Genomic DNA, 14,389 nt, shown 5'->3' on the forward strand with positions numbered 1-14,389 from the left:
GGCTGATACCATTAGCCCAGCTTGCAGAGTTGGCTTACGCAAGATATTGAACCGCCGAGTACGGAACCGTACGCTCGGTGGTGTGAGAGGACGAATAGTCAATTAATGACTATTCTCCTACTCGATTTTTCGGGAGTCACGAAGGTCTTCAGAAATCATCCTCAATATTACGTATTGAAAATGACTCGTGTGCATGATGTTATTTATTTTTACGCTGACGGTCATTCATTTTTTGATTAATCAATTTTCCAATCACACGATAGATAATAAAACGAACTAGCATATTGACAATTCTTTTCATCTGAATGCTCCTTTATATTTGTCGTAGTACATACATTCCTTTATTTTTACAAATTAAACTTAAGCCTCTAGACCTTTTGAATGAAACGTTTTCTTGAATCTATTTTAAAAAGATGGGTCTATGAATGATTTTAGAAATGATAAACGGGTAAAATAATGTGAAAGTGAGTGTGAAAAAAGCGCTATTCCAATTGAATTACGAAATGGCTATTTTTGAAGCGAATTTACAGAAAGAAATGTGTATCAATGTTACGATGAGATTATCGTGTAATTTACTTTAATTGTAATTACAGTATACTTAAACATAAGTAATTTTATTATTTGCAATAAAATGTGTGCATTAAGTTGTGCATTTACAATGAAATATGGTTGAATAAAATATATTGTTATCAATTTATAAAGAGAGGGAATGCAATGTCAGCACCAAAACGCAATGAGCAAGAGACCCACAATGTTGAATCTAATAAAGATAAGAAACGTTTATTAGGATGTTTAAGTATCATCGTCATTCTATTATTGCTCGGGGGCTTAGTCTTTGCGATTTTTTCATTTGTCGATCAATCACATAGAGGAAATGAACGTTTAAAAGAGAAGTCAATTGAAGAACAAAAGGAAAAACGTGAAGCGGAGATAAAAAAAGAAAAAGAGAAAAAAGCTCGTGAGGAACGAGAAAAAGAACGAAGCATTGAAGAGGCTCAAGCTGAACAAGAGCGATCAATAGAAGCGGCACGTCAAGCGCAAATAGAAGCAGAACGTCAAGCACAACTCGAACAACAACGTCTACAAGAGCAACAACGTCAAAGAGAAAAAGCGGCTGAAGATCGAAAAGCAAAATCCAAATCAGAAGAACCAAAAACTGAAGAAGATGACGATAGTGATAAGAAAGCAACCGAAGAAGAGCCAGAAACGAAAGAAGAACGAACGACCGAAGAAGCACCTACAGCTGAACCGAAAACAACGCAACCTAAACCTTCAACTGAGCAAGGTTCATCTCAAGACGCGCAATCGAATCGCTCACAATCCGGTGAACGTGCAAGGTCTGAGAGAAACACTGCGCCACAACAAAACGTACAATCTTCTTCAAAACAAAGTGGTAATGATGAGTCGTAAGAAGCAGTTTTAAAAACAGAATGAATAAGGGCAAAATAGGCTAATGAGACATATGTAAAATCTCATCAGCCTATTTTTTATTTGATGATTGGCTTTATGTTAGAAAATGAGGTTGAGCAGTAATGTTAACAGTATTGAAATAATAATAGAGAAAAGGCAGCCAGGTAAACATCCCACCGGCGTACATCCTATTTGTCGCACGTATGTATGTTGGAATGGACCTGTATCGTTATGAAATGTGTCATCTTGGCGTCGATTGATATCATCAGGGTGTCGATAGCGCGGGTCAGATGGGTCAATGACTTCAGGTTGCTCTGTTTGTTTAGACATAGTTTCACCTCTTTCTTTCAATGTAAAATATCTCAACGATGAATGCAATGGATTGGGTAAGGATGTTTAATTTAAGTGAAAAATGTGAATAATAATATGACAACAGTAATTAAGTTGTGCATCGATGGTCGTTATTTGTCCAGCGTTTATAAAAATCGGGATGCTTTTTGACTTGCATTTGTTGTGCACAAATAGTATGATGAACTTGTAAACATGATAAGTTTTTATTGTATTTGGGACTAAAAATGTCACGGCATGGCTTGAATATGGCCATCTTGTCACTATTAAGGAGGCCTTTATCATGGAACGTATGATTCATGTTCAACAAAAAATTGTGCCTGACTTGATAGACAAAATGCATCGACGTTTTTCTATTCTAACAACGATTCAAAAATATCAACCTGTTGGGCGGCGGACGTTAAGTGAGTTGCTCAACATTACTGAGCGCGTATTGCGTTCGGAAACTGATTTATTGAAACAACAAGATTTGATATCTGTTAAATCAACAGGTATGACATTAACTTCTCAAGGTTTAGATGTGGTCTCACAATTGAGCGAATACTTCAATCAATATACAGATTATCATCGCCTTGCACAATCGATTAAATCGGCATATCAATTGAATGAAGTTCATGTGATTCCTGGTGATAGTGATAAAGATTCAAACGTTAAAGTAGAATTAGGTCGAATCGCTGGACAGCTTCTTGAAAAGCAATTGTATGACCGTGCTATTGTGTCACTCACAGGTGGCTCTACTATGGCATCGGTAAGTGACGCAATGTCTCATTTACCTTTCCATGTACTCTTTGTGCCGGCAAGAGGTGGTCTCGGTCAAAATGTCATCTTTCAAGCGAACACAATTTGTTCTCGTATGGCTCAAAGAACAGGTGGCAGTTACACAACATTATATGTGCCTGAACAAGTGAGTGAATTGACCTATCAAAATTTAATGAAAGAACCTTCAGTGATTCAGACACTAGATAAAATACGTGAATCACAATTTACAATACATGGCATTGGTGATGCGCTGAAAATGGCGAAGAGAAGACAATCGCCACCAGAAGTCATAGAAAAACTTCAACATCATGCTGCTGTGGGTGAAGCGTTTGGTTATTATTTTGATCAACAAGGCCAAATTATTCACAGAGTAAAAACGATTGGTATTCAACTAGAAGAAGCGCAATCAAAAACGCACATTTTTGCTGTAGCTGGCGGAGAATCAAAAGGGCTTGCGATTAAAGCTTATCTTGAGATGGCGACACCTAATACGGTGTTAATCACAGATGAAGCTGCGGCGAAAGTGATCACAAGGGAAAAAGTTTGTTGAAAATAAAAAGTGAGTGAATTGTTTTATTATTGAATTGATCCACTTTTTAAATATCATTTAAAGGAGGCCATTAACATGGCAGTAAAAGTAGCAATTAACGGATTTGGTAGAATTGGTCGTTTAGCATTTAGAAGAATTCAAGATGTGGAAAATATCGACGTTGTAGCAGTAAACGATTTAACAGACGACGATATGCTTGCACACTTATTAAAATATGACTCAACTCAAGGTCGTTTTACTGAAGAAGTAGAAGTAATTGACGGTGGTTTCCGTGTAAATGGTAAAGAAGTGAAATCATTCTCTGAACCAGAACCTAAAAACTTACCATGGGGCGACTTAGACATCGACGTTGTATTAGAATGTACTGGTTTCTTCACTGATAAAGAAAAAGCTGAAGCACACATCGAAGCAGGTGCTAAAAAAGTATTAATTTCTGCACCAGCTAAAGGTGACCTTAAAACAATCGTATACAACGTTAACCACGAAATTTTAGATGGTAGCGAAACAGTTGTATCTGGTGCTTCTTGTACAACTAACTCTTTAGCACCTGTTGCAAAAACTTTACAAGACAACTTTGGTATCGTTGAAGGTTTAATGACAACAATTCACGCATACACTGGTGACCAAAACACATTAGACGCACCTCACAGAAAAGGTGACAAACGTCGTGCGCGTGCAGCTGCTGAAAACATCATTCCTAACTCAACTGGTGCTGCTAAAGCAATCGGTTTAGTTATTCCTGAAATCGATGGTAAATTAGATGGTGGTGCACAACGTGTTCCTGTAGCAACTGGTTCATTAACTGAATTAACAGTTGTATTAGAAAAAGAAGTTTCAGTTGAAGAAGTTAACAGAGTGATGAAAGAAGCAACTAACGAATCATTCGGTTACATTGAAGACGAAATCGTTTCTTCTGATGTTATCGGTATGACTTTCGGTGCTTTATTCGACGCAACTCAAACACGTGTCATGACTGTTGGCGATCGTCAATTAGTTAAAGTTGCATCTTGGTACGACAATGAAATGTCATATACTGCTCAATTAGTTCGTACTTTAGAATATTTAGCAAGCCAATCTAAATAAAATAGATTAAAATAGCTTTGTAAGTACTTTAATATGTGCTTCTAACTATTTTGTAGCTGATAGTAGGCGGGGGAGCACAAACGCTTCTCCGCTTATTTTAAAATTGACAACGATTATGAGGAGGATTCTCTATGGCAAAAAAGGATGTCACAAATGTTGAATTAAAAGATAAGGTTGTTTTAGTACGTGCGGATTTCAATGTTCCTATGAAAGACGGAGAGATCACGAATGACAACCGTATCGTTCAAGCGTTGCCTACTTTAAAGTATATCATTGAGCAAGGTGGGAAAGTCGTTGTATTCTCACATTTAGGTAAAGTCAAAGAAGAAAGTGATAAAGAGAAACTCTCATTGGCACCTGTTGCAAAACGTTTATCAGAAAAATTAGGTCAAGATGTACAATTTATTCCTGAAACACGTGGTGAGAAGTTAGAATCTGCTATCAAGTCATTAAATTCAGGCGAAGTGCTCATGTTCGAAAACACGCGTTTTGAAGATGTAGATGGTAAGAAAGAATCTAAAAACGACAGTGAATTAGGTCGTTACTGGGCATCACTTGGTGACATTTTCGTTAATGATGCATTTGGTACAGCTCACCGTGAGCATGCATCAAACGTTGGTATTTCAACACATTTAGAAACAGTTGCTGGATTTTTAATGGAAAAAGAAATTAAATTTATCGGCGGTGTTGTTGAAAATCCTAACAAGCCTGTTGTTGCGATTCTTGGTGGCGCGAAAGTTTCTGATAAAATCGGTGTCATCGAAAACCTATTAAACATTGCAGATAAAGTGCTTATCGGTGGCGGTATGGCGTACACGTTCTTAAAAGCACAAGGCAAAGAGATTGGACTTTCATTACTTGAAGCAGATAAAATTGACTTTGCGAAAGACTTATTAGAACGTGCAAGCGACCAAATCGTTTTACCAGTTGATGCGAAAGTGGCGAAAGAATTCTCAAACGATGCGCAAATTACAACAGTATCTATCGATGACATTCCTGAAGATCAAGAAGCGATGGATATTGGCCCAGATACCGTTGCACTTTTCAAAGAGCAATTAAAAGGTGCGCACACAGTGGTATGGAACGGACCAATGGGTGTATTTGAATTTAGTAATTTTGCACAAGGTACGATTGGTGTTTGTGAGGCGATTGCTGAACTACAAGATGCGACAACAATTATCGGTGGTGGCGATTCGGCGGCAGCGGCAATGCAACTTGGCTTTGAAGAAGACTTCACACACATTTCTACAGGTGGCGGTGCGTCATTAGAATACTTAGAAGGTAAAGAATTACCAGGCATTAAAGCAATTGCAAATCAATAAGTCTTTAAATAAGATATGTTTGAAGAATAGAGGGAGTGTATGATAGTGAGAAAACCAATCATCGCAGGTAACTGGAAAATGAACAAAACAGTACAAGAAGCAAAAGATTTTGTTCAAGCGTTACCAGCATTACCAGATACAAATGAAGTTGAGGCAGTGATTTGTGCACCTACAATTCAACTCGATGCATTAATTTCATTAACAAAAGAAAATGTTGCACCAGGTCTTAAAATTGGTGCACAAAACACTTACTTTGAAGAGAGTGGTGCATTCACAGGCGAAACATCTCCTGTTGCATTAGAAGATTTAGGCGTAAGCTACGTTGTTATTGGTCACTCTGAACGTCGTGATTTATTCCACGAAACAGATGAAGACATCAATAAAAAAGCACACGCTGTATTCAACCACAATATGACGCCAATCATTTGTGTGGGCGAATCAGATGAAGAACGTGAAAGTGGCAAAGCAAATGAAATTGTTGAAGCACAAGTTGAAAAAGCATTAAAAGGTTTATCAGATGAACAAATTAAACAAGTTGTCATCGCATACGAACCAATTTGGGCAATTGGTACAGGTAAATCTTCAACAGCAAAAGATGCCAATGAAATGTGTGCAGCGGTACGTCAAAAAATCGCTCAATTAACAAGTGATGAAGTGGCACAAGCAACACGTATTCAATACGGCGGTAGTGTTAAACCAAATAACATTAAAGAATATATGGCGGAAACGGATATTGATGGCGCATTAGTTGGTGGCGCGTCACTTAAAGTGGAAGACTTTACACAATTGTTAGAAGGTGCAAAATAATTATGGCTAAAAAACCTACAGCGCTTATCATTCTTGATGGTTTTGCGAATCGCGAAGAAGTACACGGGAATGCTGTAAAACAAGCGCATAAACCAAACTTTGATCGCTACTATGAGAAGTATCCTACGACTCAAATTGAAGCAAGTGGTTTAGATGTGGGACTTCCAGAAGGCCAAATGGGTAACTCGGAAGTAGGCCATATGAACATTGGTGCTGGACGTATCGTATATCAAAGCTTAACACGTATCAATAAGTCTATTGAAGATGGTGACTTTTACGAAAATGACGTCTTAAACAAAGCAATGGACCATGCATTAAACAACAATAGTGCATTACACATCTTTGGTTTACTTTCTGATGGTGGCGTACACAGTCATTACAAACATTTATTTGCGTTATTAGAATTAGCGAAACGTAAAAACTTAACAAAAGTTTATGTTCATGCATTTTTAGATGGCCGTGACGTTGATCAAAAATCAGCTTTAAAATATATCGACGAAACAGAAGATCAATTTAAAGCATACGGTGTGGGTCAATTTGCATCTGTATCAGGTCGTTACTATGCGATGGACCGTGATAAACGTTGGGAACGTGAGCAAAAAGCTTACGATGCGATTCGCGGTTTTAGCGATGTGACATACGCATCAGCGCATGAAGGTGTTCAAGCAAATTACGACAACAATTTGACAGATGAATTTGTTGAACCATTTGTAGTTGAAAACCAAAACAATGGCGTAAATGACGGTGACGCAGTGATTTTCTACAATTTCAGACCTGACCGTGCAGGCCAAATGTCTGAAATCTTCACAAGTAAAGCTTTTGATGGTTTTGAAGTTGAACGCGTGAATGACTTATTCTATGCGACATTCACAAAATACAATGATCAAGTGGACGCAGCAGTTGTATTTGAAAAAGTAGACTTAAAAAATACAATTGGTGAAGTGGCACAAGACAACGGTTTAGTTCAATTACGTATTGCTGAAACTGAAAAATATCCACACGTGACATATTTCATGAACGGTGGACAAAATGAAGAGTTCGAAGGTGAACGTCGTATTTTGATTAATTCACCAAAAGTAGCAACGTATGACTTAAAACCTGAAATGAGTGCTTACGAAGTCCGTGATGCATTACTTGAAGAGTTGGATAAAGGCGAGTTAGACTTGATTATCCTTAACTTTGCCAACCCTGACATGGTAGGACACAGTGGGATGTTAGAGCCAACAATCAAAGCGATTGAGGCAGTAGATGCATGTTTAGGTGACGTCGTTGATAAAATTTTAGACATGGACGGATACGCGATTATTACAGCGGACCATGGTAACTCAGATGAAGTATTAACAGATGACGATCAACCGATGACAACACATACAACAAACCCAGTGCCTGTCATTGTAACAAAAGAAGGTATCACATTACGTGAAACGGGTCGTCTTGGCGACTTAGCACCGACATTGCTTGATTTATTAAACATTAAGCAACCTGAAGATATGACAGGTGAATCATTAATTCAGCATTAAATCATTTGAGAAACACAGATGAATCGCTATAATTAATATTAAGTAGTCAAATATTAAGTGGAATAAAGTATGTTCAAACCATATTGAATATATATTTATAAATTGATTGAAAAAGGAGATTTAACATTATGCCAATTATTACTGATGTATACGCTCGCGAAGTATTAGACTCACGCGGTAACCCTACAGTTGAGGTGGAAGTATTAACAGAAAGTGGTGCGTTCGGTCGCGCTTTAGTGCCATCAGGTGCATCAACTGGTGAACACGAAGCAGTAGAATTACGTGACGGCGATGCGGATCGTTACTTAGGTAAAGGTGTAGAAAAAGCGGTTGAAAACGTAAACGAAATTATTGCACCAGAATTAATCGAAGGCGAGTTCTCAGTATTAGAACAAGTTTCAATCGATAAAATGATGATTCAATTAGATGGTACTGCAAACAAAGGTAAATTAGGTGCCAATGCCATTTTAGGTGTTTCTATTGCAGTTGCGCGTGCAGCAGCGGACTTCTTAGGTCAACCTTTATACAAATATTTAGGTGGATTCAATGCAACAGTATTACCAACACCAATGATGAACATTGTTAACGGTGGTTCTCACTCAGACGCACCAATCGCATTCCAAGAGTTCATGATTTTACCAGTAGGTGCTGAGTCATTCAAAGAAGCTTTACGTTGGGGTGCTGAAGTATTCCACGCATTAGCTAAAATCTTGAAAAAACGTGGCTTAGTTACTGCAGTAGGTGATGAAGGTGGATTCGCGCCTAAATTCGAAGGTACTGAAGATGGCGTAGAAACAATTCTTGAAGCCATCAAAGCAGCTGGTTTAGAGCCAGGTAAAGATGTATTCTTAGGCTTTGACTGTGCATCATCTGAATTCTATGAAAATGGTGTATATGACTACACTAAATTCGAAGGTGAAAATGCAGCGAAACTTTCTGCAGAAGAACAAGTAGACTACTTAGAACAACTTGTTAACAAATACCCAATCATTACTATTGAAGATGGTATGGATGAAAATGACTGGGAAGGTTGGAAGTTATTAACTGAACGTATCGGTGACCGTGTTCAATTAGTAGGTGACGACTTATTCGTTACAAACACTGAAATCTTATCTAAAGGTATCGAACAAGGTATCGGTAACTCAATCTTAATCAAAGTCAACCAAATCGGTACTTTAACTGAAACGTTTGAAGCAATCGAAATGGCACAAAAAGCAGGTTACACTGCAGTTGTATCACACCGTTCAGGTGAAACAGAAGATACAACAATTGCTGACATTGCAGTTGCGACAAATGCTGGACAAATTAAAACAGGTTCATTATCACGTACAGATCGTATTGCGAAATACAACCAATTATTACGTATTGAAGATGAACTTTATGAAACAGCTAAATATGAAGGTTTAAAATCATTCTACAACTTAAGCAAATAAGTAGATGAAATCATAATGAGAGGTTAGGACATCATGTTCTAACCTCTTTTTTAATTGTTTAGCATTTACTTTCCTGAATTTTCAGTATATAAATAAAATAGATATTTCAAAATTTAGCATAGCAATAGAACCTATGATGAAACATAAAATAAACAAGGGTGATTTATTATGCCGAATTTATATCGTTAAAACGGAATATAAATTAAATGTAGAATATTTGTGAGGTTACTATTATGATTTCAATGCAAATATTAAACAATCAATTTAAATGTTTCAGCACGTTAAAGGAGAGGTTGGAATGGCAACTTTGGATAAGTCATCAAAAGTGATAACACTATTATTGTTATTTTCATTTGTTTTTTGGATTTTAATGACGTTAGTGATACAAGGATGGGTAATACCACCTCCTAAAAATAACTTATCTACTTATGAAGCTTTAGAATATTATAGACAAATAAAAGGGTATTTTGGCTCGGATCATGTATCAAAAGGCATCATATACATAGTCGGTTTATTAATCCCATTAAATGTATTTTTTAAATTGAAAAATGACAATAATAATATTGGTAATACTGTAGCTCTGCTATTTGGGGTGATTTACTTTTTTGTGAACGGTGTATCATTAATCATTCAAGGTATCACTGCTGAATTTGCAATCCATCTAATAGACAAAGAAAACGTTTTAGGAAGCCATGCGTTTGCTGTTAATATATTTAACTGGGTTTTACATTATGGTGGTATTTCCTTTAGTACATACATCGTTGTTAATATATGTTTAACAATATGGGTGATGATTATTGGAAAATTAGTTCAATCTAAATCAAGTGTATTTTCTTTGTTTTACAATATCATAAAATATGTTTTACCATTGTTCGTTCTGATTTCAATAGTTATGAGTATTATGCAATTAGAGAGTGTCAGTATGGTGTTTTCAATGATAGACTTAATCGCACTACTCTGGATTTTTATGATTACTTTTAAGAGGGATTTTGTGGTGCATGTCGAATAAGCACTGGCTTTGTAGCTAATACGTTTTATACCTATAAGGAAACCCATTCATCATTGATTTTCTTTCATCGTTTTAAACTGTTATAATAGTCTTAAATGATGAAGAAGGAGCAAAGCAATGCCACAATTACAAGACACGGAGTTACGTGCCCAACATACAGGAAAATTAATTGCCTATCTGTCGTTTCTATTCGCTGTTTGTTTAGTGATCCATCAAGTCGTGATCGTGGATGGTCAAGTGGTAACATACATGCTTGAACATTCGGGAAATAAAGCGACTGAAAATAGTATTAATGCCATCAACAACAGTCTACGCTACATCGGTATTCTATACATACTTGCGAATGCAGCGGGCGTCGTGGCGTTAAAAAATCAACACCCGTATTTATGGTGGTTTATGTTAGCAGTATTCGTTTCGCAAATTTTCAACGCGTTACTGAACCCACCCGTCCTTTACTCAGCGATATTTCATGTGAAAGGGTTTTTCGGATTAATTCCATATGCAGTTGTCATTATCGGATCACTCATTCTCGCAGTGATGATGATTACAGTCAGTGTCAAGCGTAAGTCCACGTTTAATCGATAAGCCTGTTGTGAATCGATTAAATATATGATAAAATAGCTTTCGTATATGATGAATGGAGGACAGTCTGATGCATAGTTTCTTTGTAGTATTACTCATTATTGACTGTATCGCGCTCATCACAGTTGTTTTATTGCAAGAAGGTAAAAGTAATGGATTATCAGGTGCCATCAGTGGTGGTGCTGAACAATTATTTGGCAAACAAAAACAACGTGGTGTAGATTTATTTTTGCATAGATTGACAATTGTACTTTCGATTATTTTCTTTGTATTAATGTTAGGTATCAGTTACTTCAATATGTAGAGTCCGGCCGTTGAAAAGTCGGACTTTTTTGTTTGTGTGCGTCGCTTCAAACCGATAAAATAGAGTGTATGAGTTATTGAAAGGACGAGAGTTTACCGATGAAGATTCAATTACCGAAACCTTTCTTTTTTGAGGAAGGCAAACGCGCAGTATTATTATTACACGGTTTTACTGGCAACAGCTCAGATGTGAGACAATTAGGACGCTTTTTACAGAAGAAAGGGTATACGTCTTATGCACCTCATTATGAAGGCCATGCCGCACCACCTGAAGAGATTTTACAATCGAGTCCGCACGTTTGGTATAAAGATGTGCTCGATGGTTATGAATATTTAGTGGAACAAGGTTACGACGAAATTGCAGTCGCAGGTTTATCATTAGGTGGCGTTTTTGCATTAAAACTAAGCTTAAATCGAAGTGTAAAGGGTATTGTAACGATGTGTTCACCTATGTACATTAAGACAGAAGGCGCTATGTACGAAGGTGTGTTAGAATATGCCCGTCAATTTAAAAAATATGAAGGTAAAGATGATGAAACAATTGAACGCGAAATGGCGGCATTTCATCCAACTGACACATTGAGAGAGCTACAAGGTACGATTCAAGATGTCCGTGATAGTGTGGATGAAGTAATTGACCCGATTTTAGTCATTCAAGCAGAAAAAGATGAGATGATTAATCCAGATTCTGCTAACGTCATTTACGATGAAGTGATGTCAGATGATAAACGTATCTCTTGGTACAAAGATTCTGGACATGTTATCACGATTGATAAAGAAAAAGAAGCAGTATTTGAAGATGTTTACCAATTTTTAGAGTCATTAGATTGGTCTGAATAAATAGGCGATAACACATATATTTTATTTTATAAAAAGAAAGGAGGAGCAAAATGAATTTAAAAGAAGAGATTACAGCAATCATCAAAAGTGCAGACTATGAACCGATGTCTGTTTCTGACTTCCAAGATGCATTAGGACTCAGTAGTGCGGATTCATTTCGTGACCTTATAAAGATTTTGGTAGAGTTAGAACAAACAGGAATGGTGACGCGTACAAAACAAGACCGTTATCAAAAACAGCAACAGCAGAAGACGAATTCAGGTTTAGTGAGAGGGACGTTAAGCCAAAATAAAAAAGGATTTGCCTTTTTGCGTCCAGAAGATGAAGAAATGGAAGATATCTTTATCCCACCAACGAAGATTAACCGTGCGATGGATGGCGATGTTGTATTAGTCGAAGTGAAAAAGTCTCGTGGCGATTTTCGTAAAGGTAAGTTCGAAGGTGAAGTAAAAGCAATCGAATCACACTCGATTAAACAAGTGGTCGGTACTTATTCTGAAGCGCGTCACTTCGGTTTCGTTGTGCCTGATGATAAACGTATTATGCAAGATATCTTCATCCCTAAAGGTCAAGAATTGGGTGCTGTTGATGGACATAAAGTATTGGTACAGATTACGCAATACTCAGATGGTACGAACAGTCCCGAGGGTCAAGTTTCAGCGATTTTAGGTCATAAAAATGATCCAGGCGTTGATATTTTATCCATCATCTACCAACACGGTATTGAAATCGAGTTTCCAGATGATGTGTTGAAAGAAGCAGAAGACGTGCCTGAAACAATTCAACCGGATGAAATTAAAGGGCGTCGTGACTTAAGAGATGAACTGACGATAACCATCGATGGTGCAGATGCGAAAGATTTAGACGATGCCATCGCGGTGAAAAAGCTAGATAATGGTAATACTGAGTTAACTGTCAGCATTGCGGATGTGAGCTATTATGTTACTGAAGGGTCAGCACTAGACCGTGAAGCATACGACCGAGCAACAAGTGTCTATTTAGTTGACCGCGTCATTCCGATGATTCCGCACCGACTCAGTAATGGGATTTGTTCGTTAAACCCTGATGTGGATCGATTAGCGATGAGTTGTCGTATGGAAATTAATGCTAAGGGTCAAGTCGTGAAACATGAGATTTTTGAAAGTGTCATTCATTCTAATGCGCGTATGACGTATGAGGCTGTGAATCGTATCATTACGGACCAAGATGCTGCGACAAGAGCACAATATCCAGAAATCGTGCCCATGTTAGATTTAGCACAAACGTTATCTCAACAATTGATTGCAATGCGTAAAAATCGTGGTGAGATCGATTTTGATATTAAAGAAGCGAAAGTTATCGTGAACGAAGAAGGTATTCCGAAAGAAGTGGTGACACGTGAACGCGGTGAAGGTGAACGTTTAATCGAATCATTTATGTTGATTGCGAACGAAACAGTCGCAGAGCATTTTAACAAAATGGAAGTGCCATTCATCTATCGTATTCATGAACAGCCGAAGTCAGAACGTCTCCGTCAATTTTTCGATTTTATTACGAACTTTGGTATTATGGTCAAAGGAACAGGCGAAGATATTCATCCAAGTACGCTGCAAAATATTAACGAAGAAATTGCAGGACGCCCAGAAGATATGGTCATTTCTACAATGATGTTACGTTCTATGCAACAAGCACGCTATGATGCTGACAACCTAGGCCATTTCGGTTTAGCAGCAGATTATTATACACATTTCACGTCACCGATTCGTCGTTATCCAGACTTGATTGTTCATCGTTTAGTGCGTAAATATTTAATCGAAAAATCAATGGATGGTCGTGCAATGCATGAATGGGAAGAAAAGCTGCCACAGATTGCTGAGCACACGTCTAATCGTGAACGTCGTGCGATTGATGCTGAACGTGATACAGATGAACTGAAAAAAGCCGAGTTTATGATTCAGCATATTGGTGATGAATTTGAAGGTGTCATTAGTTCTGTCGCGAATTTTGGTATGTTTGTAGAATTGCCAAACACGATTGAAGGTATGGTCAATATGCAAAATATGTCAGACGACTATTACCATTTTGATGAGCGTCAAATGGCATTGATTGGTGAACGAAAAGCGAAAGTTTACCGTATTGGTGATGTCGTGAAAGTTAAAGTCATTCATGTTGATGTGGATGAACGCCAAATCGATTTCCAAATTGTAGGGATGCCGATTGATGTTGGACCGAAACGTGAAAGAGAAGCACGCGGTAAAACCATTCAAGCGAAAACAAAAGGCAATCAATTTGAGAAAAAAGATAAAAAGAAAAAGCGTAAATCACGTAAAGGTAAAAACGCAAGACAGCGTGAAAAATCAGGCAATACGCAGCATAAACCATTTTATAAAGGTAAAAAAGTAAAGAAAAAAGCACGTAAAAAGAAAAAATAACTCGAGGTGAAA

General features: G+C 37.4%; 13 protein-coding genes. 12 read left to right on the forward strand and 1 reads right to left on the reverse strand.

Annotated elements, in window-relative coordinates:
* Nucleotides 1-714: 714 nt before the first annotated feature.
* Entirely contained in the window at nucleotides 715-1,410 is a 696-nt protein-coding gene (locus CCE82_RS10440; RefSeq protein WP_086429325.1) for a DUF4887 domain-containing protein, read from the forward strand.
* A gap of 99 nt (nucleotides 1,411-1,509) precedes the next feature.
* Here CCE82_RS10440 and CCE82_RS10445 read toward each other — a convergent pair whose 3' ends face one another.
* Entirely contained in the window at nucleotides 1,510-1,740 is a 231-nt protein-coding gene (locus CCE82_RS10445) for a hypothetical protein (RefSeq protein WP_086429326.1), read from the reverse strand.
* A gap of 301 nt (nucleotides 1,741-2,041) precedes the next feature.
* Between CCE82_RS10445 and CCE82_RS10450 the strand changes: the two genes are divergently transcribed.
* From CCE82_RS10450 to rnr, 11 genes are all read left to right on the forward strand, one after another.
* Nucleotides 2,042-3,067 carry a sugar-binding transcriptional regulator gene (locus CCE82_RS10450; protein ID WP_086429327.1) on the forward strand — a complete coding sequence of 342 codons (1,026 nt, stop codon included), beginning with the start codon at nucleotides 2,042-2,044 and terminating at the stop codon, nucleotides 3,065-3,067.
* A 75-nt stretch (nucleotides 3,068-3,142) separates the two neighbouring features.
* The gene (gap, locus tag CCE82_RS10455) at nucleotides 3,143-4,150 is read left to right on the forward strand and encodes a type I glyceraldehyde-3-phosphate dehydrogenase (protein WP_086429328.1); all 1,008 of its coding nucleotides are present in this window, start codon (nucleotides 3,143-3,145) and stop codon (nucleotides 4,148-4,150) included.
* Nucleotides 4,151-4,281: 131 nt separating this feature from the next.
* Nucleotides 4,282-5,472, forward strand: a complete 1,191-nt coding sequence (locus CCE82_RS10460) for a phosphoglycerate kinase (protein WP_086429329.1) — start codon at nucleotides 4,282-4,284, stop codon at nucleotides 5,470-5,472.
* A 45-nt stretch (nucleotides 5,473-5,517) separates the two neighbouring features.
* Nucleotides 5,518-6,279: a triose-phosphate isomerase gene (gene tpiA, locus CCE82_RS10465; protein ID WP_086429330.1), complete on the forward strand. Its 762-nt coding sequence runs from the start codon at nucleotides 5,518-5,520 to the stop codon at nucleotides 6,277-6,279.
* Between the two features lie 2 nt (nucleotides 6,280-6,281).
* Nucleotides 6,282-7,799: a 2,3-bisphosphoglycerate-independent phosphoglycerate mutase gene (gpmI, locus tag CCE82_RS10470; protein ID WP_086429331.1), complete on the forward strand. Its 1,518-nt coding sequence runs from the start codon at nucleotides 6,282-6,284 to the stop codon at nucleotides 7,797-7,799.
* 128 nt (nucleotides 7,800-7,927) lie between these two features.
* Nucleotides 7,928-9,232: a surface-displayed alpha-enolase gene (gene eno / locus CCE82_RS10475; protein ID WP_086429332.1), complete on the forward strand. Its 1,305-nt coding sequence runs from the start codon at nucleotides 7,928-7,930 to the stop codon at nucleotides 9,230-9,232.
* Nucleotides 9,233-9,530: 298 nt separating this feature from the next.
* Nucleotides 9,531-10,241, forward strand: a complete 711-nt coding sequence (locus tag CCE82_RS12915) for a hypothetical protein (RefSeq protein ID WP_119184412.1) — start codon at nucleotides 9,531-9,533, stop codon at nucleotides 10,239-10,241.
* Nucleotides 10,242-10,358: 117 nt separating this feature from the next.
* Nucleotides 10,359-10,826, forward strand: a complete 468-nt coding sequence (locus tag CCE82_RS10485; RefSeq protein WP_086429333.1) for a hypothetical protein — start codon at nucleotides 10,359-10,361, stop codon at nucleotides 10,824-10,826.
* Between the two features lie 67 nt (nucleotides 10,827-10,893).
* Nucleotides 10,894-11,127, forward strand: coding sequence for a preprotein translocase subunit SecG (gene secG / locus CCE82_RS10490; protein WP_014614477.1), 234 nt, complete (start codon nucleotides 10,894-10,896; stop codon nucleotides 11,125-11,127).
* 98 nt (nucleotides 11,128-11,225) lie between these two features.
* A complete protein-coding gene (locus CCE82_RS10495) occupies nucleotides 11,226-11,966 on the forward strand; it encodes an alpha/beta hydrolase (RefSeq protein ID WP_086429334.1) in 741 nt (246 codons plus the stop codon).
* Between the two features lie 50 nt (nucleotides 11,967-12,016).
* Nucleotides 12,017-14,377: a ribonuclease R gene (gene rnr, locus CCE82_RS10500; protein ID WP_086429335.1), complete on the forward strand. Its 2,361-nt coding sequence runs from the start codon at nucleotides 12,017-12,019 to the stop codon at nucleotides 14,375-14,377.
* The last annotated feature ends 12 nt before the right edge of the window (nucleotides 14,378-14,389 follow it).

This window comes from Staphylococcus cornubiensis, assembly GCF_900183575.1.
In the GTDB taxonomy this organism is placed as follows: Bacteria; Bacillota; Bacilli; order Staphylococcales; family Staphylococcaceae; genus Staphylococcus; species Staphylococcus cornubiensis.

Excerpts from the sequence above, each read along its gene's own strand:
- CCE82_RS10440 (WP_086429325.1), top strand. The coding sequence starts at position 715 with ATGTCAGCACCAAAACGCAATGAGCAAGAGACCCACAATGTTGAATCT.
- CCE82_RS10450 (WP_086429327.1), top strand. The coding sequence starts at position 2,042 with ATGGAACGTATGATTCATGTTCAACAAAAAATTGTGCCTGACTTGATA.
- eno (WP_086429332.1), top strand. The coding sequence starts at position 7,928 with ATGCCAATTATTACTGATGTATACGCTCGCGAAGTATTAGACTCACGC.
- gpmI (WP_086429331.1), top strand. The coding sequence starts at position 6,282 with ATGGCTAAAAAACCTACAGCGCTTATCATTCTTGATGGTTTTGCGAAT.
- CCE82_RS10460 (WP_086429329.1), top strand. The coding sequence starts at position 4,282 with ATGGCAAAAAAGGATGTCACAAATGTTGAATTAAAAGATAAGGTTGTT.
- secG (WP_014614477.1), top strand. The coding sequence starts at position 10,894 with ATGCATAGTTTCTTTGTAGTATTACTCATTATTGACTGTATCGCGCTC.
- CCE82_RS10485 (WP_086429333.1), top strand. The coding sequence starts at position 10,359 with ATGCCACAATTACAAGACACGGAGTTACGTGCCCAACATACAGGAAAA.
- CCE82_RS10445 (WP_086429326.1), bottom strand. The coding sequence starts at position 1,740 with ATGTCTAAACAAACAGAGCAACCTGAAGTCATTGACCCATCTGACCCG.
- CCE82_RS10495 (WP_086429334.1), top strand. The coding sequence starts at position 11,226 with ATGAAGATTCAATTACCGAAACCTTTCTTTTTTGAGGAAGGCAAACGC.
- rnr (WP_086429335.1), top strand. The coding sequence starts at position 12,017 with ATGAATTTAAAAGAAGAGATTACAGCAATCATCAAAAGTGCAGACTAT.
- CCE82_RS12915 (WP_119184412.1), top strand. The coding sequence starts at position 9,531 with ATGGCAACTTTGGATAAGTCATCAAAAGTGATAACACTATTATTGTTA.
- gap (WP_086429328.1), top strand. The coding sequence starts at position 3,143 with ATGGCAGTAAAAGTAGCAATTAACGGATTTGGTAGAATTGGTCGTTTA.